Origin of the sequence: Klebsiella sp. K5-306 (genome assembly GCF_051835185.1) — a bacterium.
GTDB lineage: Bacteria > Pseudomonadota > Gammaproteobacteria > Enterobacterales > Enterobacteriaceae > Klebsiella > Klebsiella oxytoca.
The window spans coordinates 56,265-72,952 of sequence record NZ_JAIFJY010000010.1; the positions used below are offsets into that span (position 1 = coordinate 56,265).

Here is a 16,688-nt window from a genome sequence, read left to right on the forward strand (position 1 = left end):
TCACAGGAGGAAGAATTCCGGCGGTAACCGCCGGAACTGAAATTATTAACCGTTACCGTTATTACGGCTGCTGGAGCGACGGTTGTTATTATTATTGCCCATCTGACTGTGGCGCTTAACCGCACGGCGAATCTGGTTCGCTTTCATACGGCGACGGTCTTTTTCAACCGCAACCTTAGAGCTGGTTTCCGGCGCAAGTTCGACCAGCTCGCGCAGGTAGTTGGTCTGCGCCAGGTCCAGCTCGGTATAGCCGCCGCGCGGCAGGCCTTTCGGCAGCAGAATATCGCCATAGCGCACGCGGATCAGGCGGCTGACCTGCACACCAACGGCTTCCCACAGGCGGCGAACTTCGCGATTACGGCCTTCCGTAAGGGTGACGTTGTACCACTGGTTGATCCCCTCGCCGCCGGTAAACTTGATAGTTTTAAACGCCGCCGGGCCGTCTTCAAGCTGCACGCCGCGAGCCAGCTGGCGCAGCTTGTCATCATCGATCTGCCCGAACACGCGCACCGCGTACTCACGTTCCACTTCGCGGCTCGGGTGCATCAGGCGATTCGCCAGCTCACCGTCGGTGGTAAACAGCAGCAGACCGCAGGTATTAACGTCCAGTCGGCCGACGGCAATCCAGCGCGCGCCGCGCAGCTTTGGCAGGCGATCGAACACCGTCGGACGTCCTTCCGGGTCATTACGGGTACAGAGTTCGCCTTCCGGCTTATAGTAAGCCAGCACGCGACAAATCTGTTCCGCAGACTCTTTCACCGAAATCAGGTGACCGTCGATGCGAATTTTTAAACCCGGGACAATTTCAACGCGATCGCCAAGGGTGGCGATTTTGCCATCGACGCTGACGCGGCCAGCTTCGATTTTGGCTTCGATTTCACGGCGGGAGCCGTGGCCAGCGCGGGCCAGCACTTTTTGTAATTTCTCGCTCATTGAGCTTCCTTAAGGTGTCGCCTTCCCAGGCGTCTGGTATACTTCGAAAAACAGGGAGTCGGATAGAATTCAACCTAACACCCTGTTCTGTAAATAAATGATGCATCGGCTCGTGTCGTTTTTTTATGTCACCGCAGCAGACATAACAGAGACACGCCTCTCGCGTGGCCGAACATGGTACACGAACTTGAGGATGAATGCTTCTTTGCATTACGCACATAGCACAACTTACCACGCGCCTCGGTGCAGGCGCATGGCAAGCAGACAGATGCCAGGCGGCATCATAGCTTCTTTTAAAGTGGATAAAACATCAGGCAGCGCTGAATGTCAGTATAAAGCAAACGGCAAGATGGTGTTCGCTGTATCCCCTTCCTTCCCTGGAAACAGGGACATTACAGGAACGGCGTCACGTCACCCACGCCTTCACGCACCACCACCGGTACGTCTTCAGTAAGATCGATAACCGTGGTCGGCTGTTGTCCCAGATAGCCGCCGTGAATAATCAGGTCTACCTGCTTCTCCAGACGATCCTTGATCTCTTCCGGGTCGGATTCGGTAAAATCACTGCCCGGCAGCATCAACGAGGTGGAAAGCATCGGCTCGCCGAGCGTTTCCAGCAGCATCTGGGCAATCGGATTTGACGGTACGCGCATACCGATGGTTTTACGCTTATCCTGCAGCAGACGGCGCGGGACTTCTTTGGTGCCCTTAAGGATAAAGGTGTAATTACCCGGCGTATTATTTTTAATCAGACGGAAGGCGACGTTATCGACGAATGAATAGGTCGACAACTCGGACAGATCGCGGCACATCAGGGTAAAGTTGTGGCCGTTTGGCAGATTACGAATTCGGCAAATCCGCTCCATCGCGCCTTTATCTTCAATTTTGCAGCCTAAGGCGTAGCCGGAGTCGGTCGGATAGACGATCACCCCGCCTTTACGCACGATGTCCACCGCCTGGTTAATCAACCGCGCCTGTGGGTTTTCCGGATGGATATAAAAAAACTGGCTCATACTTCCCTCTCAATTTTGTTCTACGGCCACTTCCCAACTGCGCCAGATCCCTTCTACGCCAGCGGGTAGCCAAAGTTTGCGGCCCAGCTCGATCCACGGACAGGGCTGATGAAAATCAGACCCCTGCGAGGCATGAAGGCCATACTGCACGGCGTAAGCGGCAAGCTGAGCCCGCTCGTGCGGCGCCTGCTGACACTGGGCGACTTCCATCGCATCGCCTCCCTGCTCGCTAAAGTGGGCCAACAGTCGTTTCAGCCACTTGGCAGAGAGGTCGTAGCGTCCGGGATGGGCAATGACCGCTTTACCGCCGGAATGATGAATGACATCAATCGCTTGTTTTATTGTACACCACTGAGGCGGAACGTAACCGGTTTTCCCGCGCGCCAGATACTTCTTAAAAACGTCAGCCATATTGTTGGCATAGCCGGCCTCCACCAGAAAGCGGGCGAAGTGGCCGCGGGTTACCGCGCCGCCGTCAGCCAGCTTCAGCGCCCCTTCCCAGGCGCCAGGGATCCGCGCTTTTTCCAGCCGCTCTGCAATCTGCTGTCCCCGCATCTGGCGGCGCGCTTTCTGCTCATCGAGCAGCGCGGTCATCGCCGGATGGGCGATATCAATATTCAGCCCGACAATATGGATTTCATGGTTTTCCCACAGCGTGGAGATTTCCACTCCGGATATCAGCGTCAACGGTAAACCGGCGCGTTCAATCTCCGCCCGGGCCGCGGGGATCGCCGCCACGGTATCGTGATCGGTTATCGCCAGGGTGCCGACGCGCATCTGATGCGCGCGATGGACAAGTTCTTCTGGAGTCAGTCGCCCGTCAGAGGCGATGGTATGGCTGTGCAGGTCGTAAATTACTGCGTAGTTGGTGTTGCTCAAGATGACTCCTGCTGGACATGAACCTGTACCCGTCATACTTTAAGTCACAAGCAGATTGACTGATGTTCTGCAGCTTAAGGGATTAAGGATAGTAATAAGCGCATCATCATACCGACTGATAGAGAAAATCTGCAAACGGGGGTTGACTTTAATCTCTCGGACTAGTTAACTAGTACGCAAGTTCACATGAAGGGGTATCATCAATGAAAACGCAACTCATCACTCTGCACGGCTGGTGGCGCACCTCCTGTTATCGGGCGGCGTGATCGCGTTTTGCACTCAGCATACAGATACCCGGCCCGCCAATGAGCGGGCTTTTTATTGGACAAATTATTACAGCGAACAGGCGACAACAAACAATGCAAACATCAAAACCGGCACTCGAGCTTCTCACCAGCGACGCCATCTATCGGGAAAACCCGACGGCGCTATTCCACCAGCTATGCGGCGCGCGTCCCGCCACCCTGCTGCTGGAATCCGCGGATATCGACAGTAAGGATGATTTGAAAAGCCTGCTGCTGGTGGATAGCGCGCTGCGTATTACCGCACTAGGTGACACTGTCACTATTCACGCATTTTCCGCCAACGGCAGAGCGCTGCTTGAGCTGTTGGACAGCGCTCTGCCTTCAGGCATTAATAACCAGCGTCAGCCAAACGGTCGGGTATTAACTTTCCCGCCGGTCAGCGCGCTGTTAGATGAAGATGCCCGTCTGTGTTCACTGTCGGTATTCGACGCCTTTCGCCTGCTGCAGGAACTGATTACCGTACCGCAGGACGAACGCGAAGCCATGTTCTTCGGCGGTCTGTTCGCCTATGACCTCGTCGCCGGCTTTGAAAACCTACCGCCGCTGGAAAGTGACACCGCCTGCCCGGATTACTGCTTCTACCTGGCGGAAACGCTGCTGGTTATCGACCATCAGACTAAAAACACGCGCATTCAGGCGAGCCTGTTCACCCCGCTGGAAAGCGAAAAGCAGCGTCTGCTGCAGCGCATCGCTCAGCTTCGTCAACAGCTGAACGAGCCGCCGGCGCCGCTGCCGGTGACGACGGTAGCCGAGATGCGCTGCGATTGCGACCAGAGCGACGAAGAGTACGGCGCCGTGGTGCGTAAAATGCAGCGCGCCATCCGCGCGGGCGAGATTTTCCAGGTGGTACCTTCGCGCCGCTTCTCGCTGCCCTGTCCGTCGCCGCTGGCCGCTTATGATGTGCTGAAAAAGAGCAACCCCAGTCCGTACATGTTCTTTATGCAGGACAACGACTTCACCCTGTTCGGCGCTTCGCCGGAAAGCTCGCTCAAGTACGATGCCAGCAATCGTCAGATTGAAATCTACCCGATAGCCGGTACCCGTCCGCGCGGCCGCCGCGCCGATGGTTCGCTGGATCGCGATCTCGACAGCCGTATTGAGCTGGAGATGCGCACCGACCATAAAGAGCTTTCCGAGCATCTGATGCTGGTTGACCTTGCGCGTAACGACCTCGCGCGCATCTGCACGCCGGGAAGCCGCTACGTTGCCGACTTAACCAAAGTCGACCGTTACTCCTTCGTGATGCACCTTGTCTCCCGCGTGGTTGGCGAGCTGCGCAGCGATCTCGACGTTCTGCATGCTTATCGCGCCTGTATGAATATGGGCACCCTCAGCGGAGCGCCGAAAGTGCGTGCCATGCAGCTCATTGCCGCTGCCGAAGGCAAGCGCCGGGGCAGCTACGGCGGCGCGGTGGGCTACTTCACCGCCCATGGCGACCTCGATACCTGCATCGTCATTCGTTCTGCCTATGTGCAGGATGGCGTCGCCACGGTGCAGGCCGGCGCCGGTATCGTGCTCGACTCTGTTCCCCAGTCAGAAGCGGATGAAACCCGCAATAAAGCTCGCGCGGTGCTGCGCGCTATCGCCCAGGCCCACCACGCGAAGGAGATTTTCTAATGGCCGACATTCTGCTGCTCGATAATATCGATTCTTTCACCTATAACCTGGCAGACCAGCTGCGTTCGAACGGCCATAACGTGGTGATTTATCGCAATTCCGTCCCGGCGCAGGCGCTGATTGAGCGCATCGGCACCATGGACAATCCAGTATTGATGCTCTCCCCGGGCCCGGGAACCCCGAGCGAAGCGGGCTGTATGCCGGAGCTGCTGACCCGCATGCGCGGTAAGCTGCCGATTATCGGCATCTGCCTCGGTCACCAGGCGATTGTTGAAGCCTACGGCGGCTACGTCGGCCAGGCCGGTGAAATCCTTCACGGCAAGGCTTCAAGCATTGAACACGACGGCCAGGCGATGTTTGCCGGTCTGAGTAATCCTCTGCCGGTCGCCCGCTACCACTCGCTGGTGGGCAGCAATATCCCGGCCGGACTAACGATCAACGCCCACTTTAACGGCATGGTCATGGCGGTGCGTCACGACGCGGATCGCGTCTGCGGCTTCCAGTTCCATCCTGAATCGATTCTGACCACCCAGGGGGCGCGTCTGCTGGAACAGACTCTGGCCTGGGCGCTGCAGAAGCTGGAACAGACGAATACCCTCCAGCCGATTCTGGAAAAACTGTATCAGGCAGAAACCCTGAGCCAGCAGGAGAGCCACCAGCTGTTTTCCGCAGTGGTGCGCGGCGAAGTGAAGCCTGAGCAGCTGGCCGCCGCGCTGGTCAGCATGAAGGTACGCGGCGAGCATCCGCAGGAGATCGCCGGCGCCGCTACCGCGCTGCTGGAAAACGCCGCGCCGTTCCCGCGTCCGGATTATCCGTTTGCCGATATCGTCGGTACCGGCGGCGACGGCAGCAATAGTATCAATATTTCAACCGCCAGCGCGTTTGTGGCTGCCGCCTGCGGCCTGAAGGTCGCCAAACACGGCAACCGCAGCGTGTCGAGCAAGTCCGGTTCTTCCGACCTGCTGGCAGCATTCGGTATCAATCTCGATATGAATGCCGATAAATCTCGCCAGGCGCTGGATGAACTGGGCGTTTGCTTCCTGTTTGCGCCGAAGTACCACACCGGTTTCCGTCACGCGATGCCGGTACGCCAGCAGCTCAAAACCCGTACCCTGTTCAACGTGCTCGGGCCGCTGATCAACCCGGCGCATCCGCCGCTGGCGCTGATTGGCGTCTACAGTCCGGAACTGGTGCTGCCGATTGCGGAAACCCTGCGCGTGCTGGGCTACCAGCGAGCCGCCGTGGTACATAGCGGCGGTATGGATGAAGTATCGCTGCACGCGCCGACGGTGGTCGCGGAGCTCAGCAACGGTGAGATCAAGAGCTACCAGTTGACCGCCGCCGACTTCGGCCTGACGCCGTATCATCAGGAGCAGCTGGCAGGCGGCACGCCGGAAGAAAACCGTGACATTCTTACGCGCTTACTACAAGGTAAAGGTGAAGCCGCTCACGAAGCCGCCGTTGCCGCCAACGTCGCCATGTTGATGCGTTTACATGGACACGAAGACCTGAAGGCCAACGCGCAGCAAGTCATCGATGTGCTGCACAGCGGAGCGGCCTATGACAGAGTGACCGCATTAGCGGCAAGAGGGTAAATAATGCAGACCGTTTTAGCAAAAATCGTGGCCGACAAAGCGATTTGGGTAGAAGCCCGCAAACAACAACAACCGTTAGCCAGTTTTCAAAATGAAGTGGTACCGACGCAGCGCAATTTTTACGATGCCCTCGCCGGCACCCGCACCGCATTTATTCTTGAGTGCAAAAAGGCCTCGCCATCGAAAGGCCTGATTCGCGAAGATTTTGACCCGGCGGCCATCGCCGGCGTCTACAAGCACTATGCCTCGGCTATCTCAGTGCTTTGCGATGAGAAGTATTTCCAGGGCAGCTTCGATTTTCTGCCGATGGTCAGCAAGGTCGCGCCGCAGCCGATTCTGTGTAAGGACTTTACTATCGATCCTTATCAAATCTACCTGGCGCGCTACTACCAGGCTGATGCCTGTCTGCTGATGCTTTCGGTGCTGGACGATGAGCAGTATCGTCAGCTCTCCGCCGTCGCGCATAGCCTGAACATGGGCGTGTTGACCGAAGTGAGCAATGAAGAGGAACTGGAGCGCGCAATTGCGCTGAAGGCTAAAGTGGTCGGCATCAACAATCGCGATCTGCGCGATATGTCGATTGACCTCAACCGCACCCGCACCCTGGCACCCCGCCTCGGTCATGGCGTCACGGTCATCAGCGAGTCCGGCATCCATACTTATGCTGAAGTGCGCGAATTAAGCCACTTTGCCAACGGCTTCCTGATTGGTTCTGCCCTGATGGAGCATGACGATCTGAACGCCGCCGTAAAACGCGTGCTGCTCGGTGAGAATAAGGTCTGCGGCCTGACCCGCCCCCAGGATGCCCAGGTGGCATATGAATCCGGCGCGATCTATGGCGGATTGATTTTCGTTCCGACGTCGCCACGAGCGGTGAACGAGGCTCAGGCGCAAGCGGTAATTGCCAGCGCGCCTCTGAGCTATGTCGGCGTGTTCCGCAATTCGCCGGTGGCGGAAGTGTTTGCCCGCGCGAAAAATCTGAGCTTAGCCGCTGTGCAACTCCACGGTAGCGAAGACCAGGCCTATATCGACGCCCTGCGCGCCGAATTACCGGGCAAGGTACAAATCTGGAAAGCCCTCAGCGTTGGCGAAACGCTACCGCCGCGCAATCTGAATCATGTCGACAAATACGTTCTCGACAATGGTCAGGGCGGCACCGGCCAGCGTTTCGACTGGTCTCTGCTGCAAGGCCAGGATCTGCGTAACGTTCTGTTGGCTGGCGGCCTCGGCGCCGATAACTGTGTGGAAGCCGCGAAAAGCGGCTGTGCCGGACTCGATTTTAATTCAGGCGTAGAGTCACAGCCGGGTATTAAAGATGCCAGCAAGCTGGCCTCGGTGTTTCAAACGCTGCGCGCATATTAAGGAGCAACAATGAGTACTTTACTGAATCCCTATTTCGGCGAATTCGGCGGGATGTACGTTCCGCAGATTCTGATGCCTGCCCTGCGCCAGCTGGAAGAAGCCTTCGTCAGCGCGCAGAAAGACCCGGCATTCCAGGCCGAATTTAGCGACCTGCTTAAAAACTACGCCGGTCGCCCGACGGCGCTGACCCAATGCCGTAACCTCACCGAAGGTACGCGCACGACCCTGTATCTGAAGCGGGAAGATCTGCTGCACGGCGGCGCACACAAAACTAACCAGGTGCTCGGCCAGGCGCTGCTGGCAAAACGCATGGGCAAAACGGAAATTATCGCCGAAACCGGCGCCGGTCAGCACGGCGTTGCCTCAGCCCTTGCCAGCGCCCTGCTCGGCCTGAAGTGCCGCATCTATATGGGCGCCAAAGATATCGAACGCCAGTCGCCGAACGTCTTCCGCATGCGCCTGATGGGTGCGGAAGTGATCCCGGTACATAGCGGCTCATCCACCCTGAAAGATGCCTGTAACGAGGCTTTGCGCGACTGGTCAGGCAGCTATGAAAAAGCCCACTACATGCTCGGCACCGCCGCTGGCCCGCATCCGTTCCCGACCATCGTGCGTGAATTCCAGCGGATGATTGGCGAAGAGACTAAAGCGCAGATCCTGGAGAAAGAAGGACGCCTGCCGGATGCGGTTATCGCCTGCGTTGGCGGCGGCTCCAACGCTATCGGCATGTTCGCTGACTTTATCGACGACACCGCCGTTGGCCTGATTGGCGTGGAGCCCGCCGGACATGGGATCGAAACCGGCGAACACGGGGCGCCGCTTAAGCACGGCCGCGTGGGCATCTACTTCGGTATGAAATCGCCGATGATGCAGACCGATGAGGGGCAGATTGAGGAGTCCTACTCCCTCTCCGCCGGTCTGGATTTCCCGTCCGTTGGCCCGCAGCATGCTTATTTAAACAGCATTGGTCGCGCCGATTACGTGTCGATTACCGATGATGAAGCGCTGGATGCTTTTAAAGCGCTCTCCCGCCATGAAGGGATTATTCCGGCGCTGGAATCCTCCCATGCCCTGGCGCACGCGCTTAAAATGATGCGCGAAAACCCGGAAAAAGAGCAGCTGCTGGTGGTTAACCTCTCCGGCCGCGGCGATAAAGACATCTTCACCGTACACGATATTTTAAAAGCGCGAGGGGAAATCTGATGGAACGTTATGAGACGCTGTTTGCACAACTGAAAGCTCGCCGGGAAGGCGCGTTTGTTCCCTTCGTCACCCTCGGCGACCCTAATCCTGAGCTGTCGCTGAAAATTATCGATACGCTCATTGAAGCCGGTGCCGACGCGCTGGAGCTGGGCATTCCTTTCTCCGACCCGCTGGCGGATGGCCCGACGATCCAGGACGCCACCCTGCGCGCTTTTGCCGCCGGGGTGACGCCCGCGCAATGCTTCGAGATGCTGACGGCGATTCGCCAGAAGCACCCGACGATTCCAGTCGGGCTGCTGATGTACGCCAACCTGGTGTTCAGCCCCGGTATCGATGAATTCTACGCCGCGTGCGAACGCGCTGGCGTCGATTCAGTGCTGGTGGCCGATGTGCCGGTTGAAGAGTCCGCGCCGTTCCGCCAGGCCGCGCTGCGCCACAACATCGCGCCGATTTTCATCTGCCCGCCGAATGCCGATGACGACCTGCTGCGCCAGATCGCCTCTTACGGGCGCGGCTATACCTACCTGCTGTCGCGGGCGGGCGTAACCGGTGCGGAAAACCGCGCCGCGCTGCCGCTGCATCATCTGATTGAAAAGCTGGCCGAGTACAACGCCGCCCCGCCGCTGCAAGGATTTGGCATCTCGGCGCCGGAGCAGGTTACCGCCGCGATTGACGCAGGCGCGGCCGGGGCGATTTCCGGCTCTGCCATCGTCAAAATTATCGAGCGCAACGTGAACGACCCGCAGGCCATGCTGGCAGAATTAAAGACCTTCGCCCGCAGTCTGAAAGCCGCCACTAAAGCCGCCTGATGATGCATGCCGTCCGGCCCTGGGCCGGGCGGTTATTTCAGCGGTAAGCTGTCGGCGTATTTACGCGTCAGACGAAACCGCGCCATCACCTCTTTTTGCGGCCATCCGGCCAACATCATAGCTATCGGCCGTTTTTGCGCCCGAGAGACATCCTTTTATGAACGGGACGGCTTCAAGGGGGATAGCAGCCTGTAAATGCCCGATGAACACCTCAATGTAAAAAGATCGCTGCCGCACAAAAATTGGGGTTGATATCTTAAATGAGAAATATTATCTTTCTCATTACCGAATAGTTGAGTAAACAACTCAGGTATTCGGTACGACATTGCTCACATTGCTTCCAGTATTTTTGCCCGCACTTGTGCGGGCTTTTTTTATGGCCGACATCCAGTATGTCCCTCCCGATGGCGCGCCGGACGCGGCCTCCAGCCGCGATCCGAAACACCTATTACCAGGAAAGCTGTCAGCCTACCCTCCAACTCTGTACGAATGTGGATAGCTGTGGTCTCTCGTGTCAATGCAGGGTCTGACTGGGTCATACCTTGCGGGCACCACTAGTGGCGGCAGAGAGCGTGAGCCAATCGCTAAAGATAGGCCACCGGGACAAAATACTGGATGGTGTAATAAGGCCGATCGTTTCCTGACGTCACGTTTTGCGGCTGAACAAAACGTTCGATATCGTAGCCCTCGCGGCGATACAGCCCGAGCTCAGGAAGATGTTTCATATAAACATTATTTGACAGTAAAACATAATCCTCCCAGCTACCGCTAAATTCCATGCCCAGGTATAAACCCCGCTTAGCGACCCTTATCTCGCGGAAAGGGCGTTCCCGTGAGCTTACTGGTGCACCAATAAAACTGCCGATGGTCACTTTATAGAGATTATCGGCGGCAGGTGAGAATTCAGAGAGGATATAGATGTCTCGCTCGCCGCCCGGCATTTCCGCCGCGATTTTCCGCCTGGTGACATTTTTCCTGGCGCAGATACCCTCGGCCAGGGAGAGCGTATAGGTGAAGCCGTATCCAGAAAAGGTTTGCTCTTCGAGAAAACAAAGCCAGGGTACAGGCAGTCTGTCGCCCTGCGGCCCCACCTTCTGATAGAGCGCCGACATATCCCAGTATGCTGAATGTCGATACTGGCTGGGGCAGCGACCAAAGGCTTTTTTAAACTCGCGAGAAAAGGTTTGATGAGAGTCAAAATGCAGTGAGCAGGCAATAGATGAAATAGGTTGGTGAGTCAGCCTGAGTTTACCGGCAGCAAGCGTCATGCGGCGCATTCTGATATACTTGCCGACAGGCAGTCCGGCATATTCATGGAATATATTATAAACTGAACGCCGCGAATATCCCACGCCACGGGCGATATCTTCGACCGATGGATTTATTGTCAGGCGAGACTCAATCCATTCAACTATTTCATTAAAAACATTTTCTTTCATTGCGGTAAATGACATCCATATCAAATTTTAGCCCGTTGGTATTTTACCAGTAATTAAGTATTGACACTAAGCTTTTTGTGCATAATAAAAATTTATCGCGGAGCACATTCACAAAAATGGAGCCTGTAAACCCCAGCTATATGAAAAATAAGATTTTTCTTAGAAAAAATATCTCAAATCTCATTTTGCAGACAAATGTTGCTTTTTTTGCAGACCTACAATATCTTATTTTAAACTTTAAAAGCAGATCGCGACTATTAAGCTCACTTTTTTAACAGCTATATTTTTACCGGCATTCTTTTAAATCAGAGTGCATATATTAATAACTATGTGAATCTATGTATGCTTAATATTTTGATCAATACCAAAAACGTCTACTCAAAACACGCTATAAAACAAATGGTTATGGAGTCCATCACCACAGACGAAAACGTTATCTTTGAAGATAAGTACACTCAAAGCAACATTGCACAAGCACATATCATATTCACCGAAATGGAACCTGGAGAGATCTTTTTGTGCCATGATGAGTTGAAATATAAAAAAGAAAAAAGCTTGCTATTTATTCTTCAAGAGAAAAAAAGCGTATCTTCCAAAAGTGAAATTCCTAACTGCACAAAAGATTGTTTATTTTTATACAAATCCGATTCAATTCCTGTGATTACGGGGAAAATATACATTCATATAAATTTATTTTTATTAAGAGGATATGAAGATATTGCACCAAAGGTAAATCTTTGTATCAACTGCCCATGTAAATCAATAACCCATGCGCAGTCAAAAGTAATACATGCTCTCAGTCTTGGATTGAACCAAATGCAAATAGCCCGTGAGTTAAAAGTCAACTATAAAACCGTGTACTCGCATAAAAAAAACGTTATGCATGATTTTAAAATAAAAGGCACTCAGGATCTTAATAAATTCATGCATGTATTGAATAAAAGAAAACAATTTATTTCTTAGCTATCCACTCATCTGAGGGATCTTTGCAAAACCTGTAGCCACTAATAAGAGATCGTCAATACCGCTACGCCTGCCGTCACAGGCCGGCCAGGCCCGGTGCCGGCTATACAGTCTTTTTTCAGCGCGCTCCCGAGATAAAGCCCTACAGGAATGATAGTATTCAATGCAGTAAACGCAGGCACAACCTCTATCCCGGGAGCGATTTATGCACGAAGAAGTACCACTGAAATATTACGACATTGCGGATGAGTATTCGACGGAGTCCGCCGAGCCCGTCAGCGAGTCAGAACGTGAGCCCCTGGCGCGCTATTTTCAACTGCTGATTACGCGGCTGATGAATAACGAGGAAATCAGCGAGGAGGCGCAGGGAGAGATGGCCATACAGGCGGGGATTGATGAACAGCGGATCGATGATATAGCGGTATTCCTGAATAAATGGGGTAATGAGTAGCGGCCGGTCAAGCCGTTTTGCAAAGAGCAAAAACAAATACCACATCATCGTTGGCGACAACGCTTTGCGCGAACGAGAAACAAAGCTGGTCATGACGACCAGCTTTGAGCAAGAGTTTAGAACCGATAACCCGCAGAGAACATAAACACCCACGGATCCAGACGAATACTGTCGTGCTGCTGCGCGCCCGCCAGCTTATAGTTGGCGGTGGTGTCGATATCCATGTACCACACCGACATGTTAATCAGCCAGTCGCGGTTAATCAGATAGTCCATCCCCACCTGCCCCGCGGCTCCCCAGGAGTCTTTCAGGCTCAGGTCAGAAATGCCCGTCTTTTTACCCGTATCGTTTACGCTTTCGTCAAAGAAAGTCGTGTAGTTGATACCTGCGCCAATATACGGACGCAGCTTGCTGCTGGCGTCGCCAAAGTACCACTGTGCCATTAGCGTCGGTGGTAAATGATGAACGGTCGCAATATTGCCGGTTGCCGCCGTTCCGACTTTGTGGCGGAACGGCGTGGCGGCCAGCAGCTCTACGCCGATGTTGTCCGTCGCCATATAGGTGAACGTCAGGCCCAGTTGAGTATTATTGCTAACGTTAAAGCCCCCCAGACTGCCTAACGTTCCGCCCGCGCCTTCTGATGGTCTGACCGTAGCCGAACCCGCACGGATAAAGAATTCCCCAGCTTCATGCGCCCAGACGCTACCGGTGGAAAGCGTGCCCAGAATAACAACCGCCGCTGCTAACTTTTTCATACCCACTTCCTCATTATGGTTATTCAGCGCAAGAATATACCCATAATGAATTATGTTTGATCCAACATAGATCACATTAAGTGGGCAAATTTAACATTTATTGATCCAGATTAATTTTCACTTTCTCAATGCAATCAGTGATAAACGAGATGTATCAAGTTCTCCCTTGTCGCTTCTCAACAGAGGTCATCGCCGATTTCCCCTCCTATTTACAAAGATATACTTAGCGCGCAGGAGCAGAGACTGCTACCCAGCCGCGATTTGCGGTACAATCGCCGGCTAGTTAATACCTGCAATACTCAAGGAGAATGCATGTCTATCACGGCGAAGTCCGTCTACCGTGACACCGGGAACTTTTTCCGCAATCAGTTCGTTACTATCCTGCTGATTGCGCTGTTATGCGCGTTCATTACGGTAGTACTTGGCCATGCCTTTTCACCCAGTGAAGAGCAGCTGTCGATTCTGAGTCAGGGCGATAGCCTGGCGGGCAGCGGCGGGCTGTTCGAACTGGTTCAGAGCATGACGCCGGAGCAGCAGCAAATTCTGCTGCGCGCGTCCGCAGCCTCGACCTTCTCCGGGCTGGTTGGCAACGCCATTCTTGCCGGCGGCGTTCTGCTGATGATCCAGATGGTCTCCGCCGGCCAGAGAGTCAGCGCCCTGCGTGCGATCGGCGCTTCCGCGCCGGTGCTGCCAAAGCTGCTGCTGCTGATCCTGCTGACGACGTTTGTTGTGCAGATGGGGATGATGCTGGTGGTGGTGCCGGGCGTCCTGCTCGCCATTGTGCTCTCTTTCGCGCCGATCATGCTGGTACAGGATAAAGTTGGTATTTTCAGCGCCATGCGTAGCAGTATGCGCCTGGCCTGGGCCAACGTACGCCTGGTGGCGCCGGCAATTATCGGCTGGCTGCTGGCGAAAACGCTGCTTCTGCTGTTTGCATCCAGCTTCGCGGTCCTGACGCCAAACGTTGGCGCGGTGGTAATAAATACCCTCAGCAATCTGATCTCCGCATTGTTGCTGATCTATTTATTCCGCTTGTATATGCTCATTCGTAACTAACTTGACCCGGGGCGGCGCAACCTGCCCCTACCTGAACGACGGAATCGATGTATGAAGCAGTTTCTGGATTTTTTACCGCTGGTAGTCTTCTTCGCATTCTACAAGCTTTATGATATCTACGCCGCGACGACCGCGCTGATTATCGCCACCGCTATCGTGCTGATTTACAGCTGGGTACGCTATCGCAAAGTCGAAAAAATGGCGTTAATTACCTTCGTGCTGGTCGCCGTATTCGGCGGCTTAACCATCTTTTTCCACAACGACGAATTTATTAAGTGGAAAGTGACGGTTATCTACGTCCTGTTCGCCAGCGCCCTGCTGTTCAGCCAGTGGGTGATGAAGAAGCCATTGATCCAGCGTATGCTGGGTAAAGAGCTGACGCTGCCGCAGCAGGTGTGGTCACGTCTCAATCTGGCCTGGGCGGTGTTTTTCATCCTTTGCGGGCTGGCAAATATCTATATCGCTTTCTGGCTGCCGCAGAACATCTGGGTCAACTTCAAGGTCTTCGGCCTGACCGCTCTGACGCTGGTATTCACCCTGCTGAGCGGTGTGTATATTTATCGCCATATGCCGCAGGACGACAACCATTAACCTTTCCCCCACGGTGCGCCGCCCGACGCGCCGTGTTATTCGTTTTCCCCTTGTATAAACCACTTCAGCTGAATCGATTCGTAATGTAAGATATTTCTCACAGGAGATGGCATTCCTCCTTGAACCGCCATGTGGCTAATGATGCCTGCTTTTTATTCCCGGACCGGGAATGGGCAGGCCTATCTGAATGGCTGGCACCGCGTCCGGGAAGATTCATCTTCTAAGGATCCGACGATGCGCGCATACCGCTTTTCATCACTCTCTTTGCTTTTATTCCTCGGGAAATGGCTGCTCCTCGCTTTTATCATTGCGGTGCTGGCGGGCACGGCCTCGGCATTTTTTCTTTTCTCACTGGAGTGGGCTACGGCAACGCGGGAAGCTCACCGCTGGCTTATCTGGCTCCTGCCGTTTGCCGGATTTGCCGTCGGCTGGATCTATCTGCGCTACGGTACCTGCGTGGAGGCAGGCAACAACCTGATTCTGGAAGAGATCCATGACCCTAAATGCATCATTCCCCTACGGATGGCGCCGCTGGTATTTTTCGGCACCGTTGTTTCTCATCTGTTTGGCGCCTCCGTCGGGCGTGAAGGCACGGCGGTACAGATGGGGGCCTCGATCGCCGATCGCTTCACGGCCATTTTCCGTCTTAACCACGATGCACGGTCAATGGTGCTGATGGCCGGGATCAGCGCCGGTTTCTCTTCGGTTTTCGGTACCCCGCTCGCCGGAGCGCTCTTCGGGCTCGAAGTTCTGGCTATCGGACGGATAAACTACAACGCCATTCTTCCTTGCCTGTTTGCCGCAATTATTGCCGATCGAGTCGGCATCATGTGGGGCGTGCAGCATACGCACTACTTTATTGCCAGCTTTCCCACGCTAACGCTCTGGACGCTGCTGGCAATCATTATCGCCGGCTGCTGCTTTGGCCTCGCGGCGCGCATTTTTGCCGACAGCACGCAGGCAATCGGCGCGTTGATGAAAAAACGGATTCACTACGCGCCGCTGCGGCCGTTTATTGGCGGACTGGCGATTGCCTGCGCGGTCTGGCTGCTGCACGGAGAGCGCTATATTGGCCTGGGCATATCGGTGATAGTGGACGCTTTCCAGCAACCGCTGGCACCGTGGGATAGCTTAGGCAAACTGCTCTTCACCGCCGTCTCTTTAGGTAGCGGATTTAAAGGTGGTGAAGTCACTCCGCTGTTTTATGTCGGTGCGACGCTGGGCAATGCGCTGGCGCCGCTGCTGCATATGCCGCTCGGCTTTCTGGCCGGAATAGGTTTTGTCGCCGTCTTTGCCGGGGCGGCGAATACGCCTGTTGCCTCAACGCTGATGGCGATTGAGCTGTTTGGTTCTGAAATCGGTATTTACGCCGCGCTGGCCTGCGTGGTGGCCTGGCTGGTCTCAGGCTATAGCGGTATTTATCGTTCGCAGCGTATAGCCTCCCGAAAACAGAGCGATGTGCCAACTGGCATCAGGCTGTCAGAATTCCCGGAGTGGTACCAGTCTCAAAAAAGCCGACAAAAGGCCGACAAAGAGACGCCCGCCTCCTGACAATCGCACCTGGAAGCCGGTGAGGGTAAGCCCCGCCGGTTTCTCCATGATGTCTGTCACATACCGGAAAGTTGCGGCAATTGTGAGGATTTGATGGAGATTATCTTCACTTTATTGAAATGATAATAATTATCATTGATATTCTCGATCTCAATTTTTCATGATT

Annotated in this window: 15 protein-coding genes, 1 riboswitch and 1 other annotated feature; of the genes, 10 read left to right on the forward strand and 5 right to left on the reverse strand. The window is 54.7% G+C overall.

Annotation, left to right across the window (positions count from 1 at the left end; translation table 11 throughout):
* Positions 1 to 45 precede the first annotated feature (45 nt).
* The 3 genes from rluB to rnm form a co-directional block, all read right to left on the reverse strand.
* Entirely contained in the window at positions 46 to 933 is an 888-nt protein-coding gene (gene rluB / locus K2184_RS16200; protein WP_004101377.1) for a 23S rRNA pseudouridine(2605) synthase RluB, read from the reverse strand.
* Positions 934 to 1,325: 392 nt separating this feature from the next.
* Positions 1,326 to 1,946, reverse strand: a complete 621-nt coding sequence (locus tag K2184_RS16205; RefSeq protein WP_004101372.1) for an L-threonylcarbamoyladenylate synthase — start codon at positions 1,944 to 1,946, stop codon at positions 1,326 to 1,328.
* A 9-nt stretch (positions 1,947 to 1,955) separates the two neighbouring features.
* Positions 1,956 to 2,825: an RNase RNM gene (gene rnm / locus K2184_RS16210; protein ID WP_004112415.1), complete on the reverse strand. Its 870-nt coding sequence runs from the start codon at positions 2,823 to 2,825 to the stop codon at positions 1,956 to 1,958.
* 227 nt (positions 2,826 to 3,052) lie between these two features.
* Positions 3,053 to 3,148 (forward strand) — a sequence feature (Trp leader region).
* A gap of 36 nt (positions 3,149 to 3,184) precedes the next feature.
* Between rnm and K2184_RS16215 the strand changes: the two genes are divergently transcribed.
* Genes K2184_RS16215 through trpA form a run of 5 tightly spaced genes read left to right on the forward strand, consistent with a single transcriptional unit; the run spans position 3,185 to position 9,716 of the window.
* Positions 3,185 to 4,747 carry an anthranilate synthase component 1 gene (locus K2184_RS16215; RefSeq protein ID WP_070557313.1) on the forward strand — a complete coding sequence of 521 codons (1,563 nt, stop codon included), beginning with the start codon at positions 3,185 to 3,187 and terminating at the stop codon, positions 4,745 to 4,747.
* Positions 4,747 to 6,342 (forward strand): bifunctional anthranilate synthase glutamate amidotransferase component TrpG/anthranilate phosphoribosyltransferase TrpD, encoded by a 1,596-nt coding sequence (trpD, locus tag K2184_RS16220; RefSeq protein ID WP_004101369.1) that lies wholly within the window; start codon positions 4,747 to 4,749, stop codon positions 6,340 to 6,342. Before K2184_RS16215 ends, trpD begins: the two co-directional genes overlap by 1 nt.
* Positions 6,343 to 6,345: 3 nt before the next feature.
* A complete protein-coding gene (gene trpCF / locus K2184_RS16225; protein WP_163525065.1) occupies positions 6,346 to 7,704 on the forward strand; it encodes a bifunctional indole-3-glycerol-phosphate synthase TrpC/phosphoribosylanthranilate isomerase TrpF in 1,359 nt (452 codons plus the stop codon).
* Positions 7,705 to 7,713: 9 nt separating this feature from the next.
* Positions 7,714 to 8,907, forward strand: a complete 1,194-nt coding sequence (gene trpB / locus K2184_RS16230) for a tryptophan synthase subunit beta (protein ID WP_004101367.1) — start codon at positions 7,714 to 7,716, stop codon at positions 8,905 to 8,907.
* Entirely contained in the window at positions 8,907 to 9,716 is an 810-nt protein-coding gene (trpA, locus tag K2184_RS16235) for a tryptophan synthase subunit alpha (RefSeq protein WP_004101366.1), read from the forward strand. The genes trpB and trpA overlap by 1 nt, the downstream gene beginning before the upstream one ends.
* A 584-nt stretch (positions 9,717 to 10,300) precedes the next feature.
* Here trpA and K2184_RS16240 read toward each other — a convergent pair.
* Positions 10,301 to 11,155, reverse strand: coding sequence for a helix-turn-helix domain-containing protein (locus K2184_RS16240; protein WP_004101365.1), 855 nt, complete (start codon positions 11,153 to 11,155; stop codon positions 10,301 to 10,303).
* Positions 11,156 to 11,497: 342 nt separating this feature from the next.
* Here K2184_RS16240 and K2184_RS16245 point away from each other — a divergent pair, with 342 nt between their 5' ends.
* A complete protein-coding gene (locus K2184_RS16245) occupies positions 11,498 to 12,118 on the forward strand; it encodes a helix-turn-helix transcriptional regulator (protein ID WP_004101364.1) in 621 nt (206 codons plus the stop codon).
* 205 nt (positions 12,119 to 12,323) lie between these two features.
* A complete protein-coding gene (locus tag K2184_RS16250; protein ID WP_004112403.1) occupies positions 12,324 to 12,569 on the forward strand; it encodes a YmjA family protein in 246 nt (81 codons plus the stop codon).
* A 116-nt stretch (positions 12,570 to 12,685) separates the two neighbouring features.
* Here K2184_RS16250 and ompW read toward each other — a convergent pair whose 3' ends face one another.
* A complete protein-coding gene (gene ompW / locus K2184_RS16255) occupies positions 12,686 to 13,324 on the reverse strand; it encodes an outer membrane protein OmpW (protein ID WP_004101362.1) in 639 nt (212 codons plus the stop codon).
* Between the two features lie 312 nt (positions 13,325 to 13,636).
* On the opposite strand from ompW, the gene K2184_RS16260 reads away from it, so the two are divergent.
* The 3 genes from K2184_RS16260 to K2184_RS16270 all read left to right on the forward strand — a co-directional run bounded on the left by K2184_RS16260 (position 13,637) and on the right by K2184_RS16270 (position 16,522).
* Positions 13,637 to 14,380: a YciC family protein gene (locus K2184_RS16260; protein ID WP_004101361.1), complete on the forward strand. Its 744-nt coding sequence runs from the start codon at positions 13,637 to 13,639 to the stop codon at positions 14,378 to 14,380.
* 51 nt (positions 14,381 to 14,431) lie between these two features.
* Positions 14,432 to 14,971, forward strand: coding sequence for a septation protein A (locus K2184_RS16265; protein WP_004101360.1), 540 nt, complete (start codon positions 14,432 to 14,434; stop codon positions 14,969 to 14,971).
* Positions 14,972 to 15,064: 93 nt separating this feature from the next.
* A riboswitch (Fluoride riboswitch) is annotated at positions 15,065 to 15,126 on the forward strand.
* Positions 15,127 to 15,205: 79 nt separating this feature from the next.
* The gene (locus tag K2184_RS16270) at positions 15,206 to 16,522 is read left to right on the forward strand and encodes a voltage-gated chloride channel family protein (RefSeq protein WP_163525067.1); all 1,317 of its coding nucleotides are present in this window, start codon (positions 15,206 to 15,208) and stop codon (positions 16,520 to 16,522) included.
* The last annotated feature ends 166 nt before the right edge of the window (positions 16,523 to 16,688 follow it).

What these genes read in the sequence shown, in the direction of transcription:
- K2184_RS16260 (WP_004101361.1), top strand. Translation starts at nt 13,637, where the DNA reads ATGTCTATCACGGCGAAGTCCGTCTACCGTGACACCGGGAACTTTTTC.
- trpCF (WP_163525065.1), top strand. Translation starts at nt 6,346, where the DNA reads ATGCAGACCGTTTTAGCAAAAATCGTGGCCGACAAAGCGATTTGGGTA.
- K2184_RS16265 (WP_004101360.1), top strand. Translation starts at nt 14,432, where the DNA reads ATGAAGCAGTTTCTGGATTTTTTACCGCTGGTAGTCTTCTTCGCATTC.
- K2184_RS16205 (WP_004101372.1), bottom strand. Translation starts at nt 1,946, where the DNA reads ATGAGCCAGTTTTTTTATATCCATCCGGAAAACCCACAGGCGCGGTTG.
- K2184_RS16240 (WP_004101365.1), bottom strand. Translation starts at nt 11,155, where the DNA reads ATGAAAGAAAATGTTTTTAATGAAATAGTTGAATGGATTGAGTCTCGC.
- K2184_RS16245 (WP_004101364.1), top strand. Translation starts at nt 11,498, where the DNA reads ATGCTTAATATTTTGATCAATACCAAAAACGTCTACTCAAAACACGCT.
- trpA (WP_004101366.1), top strand. Translation starts at nt 8,907, where the DNA reads ATGGAACGTTATGAGACGCTGTTTGCACAACTGAAAGCTCGCCGGGAA.
- K2184_RS16270 (WP_163525067.1), top strand. Translation starts at nt 15,206, where the DNA reads ATGCGCGCATACCGCTTTTCATCACTCTCTTTGCTTTTATTCCTCGGG.
- trpD (WP_004101369.1), top strand. Translation starts at nt 4,747, where the DNA reads ATGGCCGACATTCTGCTGCTCGATAATATCGATTCTTTCACCTATAAC.
- ompW (WP_004101362.1), bottom strand. Translation starts at nt 13,324, where the DNA reads ATGAAAAAGTTAGCAGCGGCGGTTGTTATTCTGGGCACGCTTTCCACC.
- K2184_RS16215 (WP_070557313.1), top strand. Translation starts at nt 3,185, where the DNA reads ATGCAAACATCAAAACCGGCACTCGAGCTTCTCACCAGCGACGCCATC.
- trpB (WP_004101367.1), top strand. Translation starts at nt 7,714, where the DNA reads ATGAGTACTTTACTGAATCCCTATTTCGGCGAATTCGGCGGGATGTAC.
- K2184_RS16250 (WP_004112403.1), top strand. Translation starts at nt 12,324, where the DNA reads ATGCACGAAGAAGTACCACTGAAATATTACGACATTGCGGATGAGTAT.
- rluB (WP_004101377.1), bottom strand. Translation starts at nt 933, where the DNA reads ATGAGCGAGAAATTACAAAAAGTGCTGGCCCGCGCTGGCCACGGCTCC.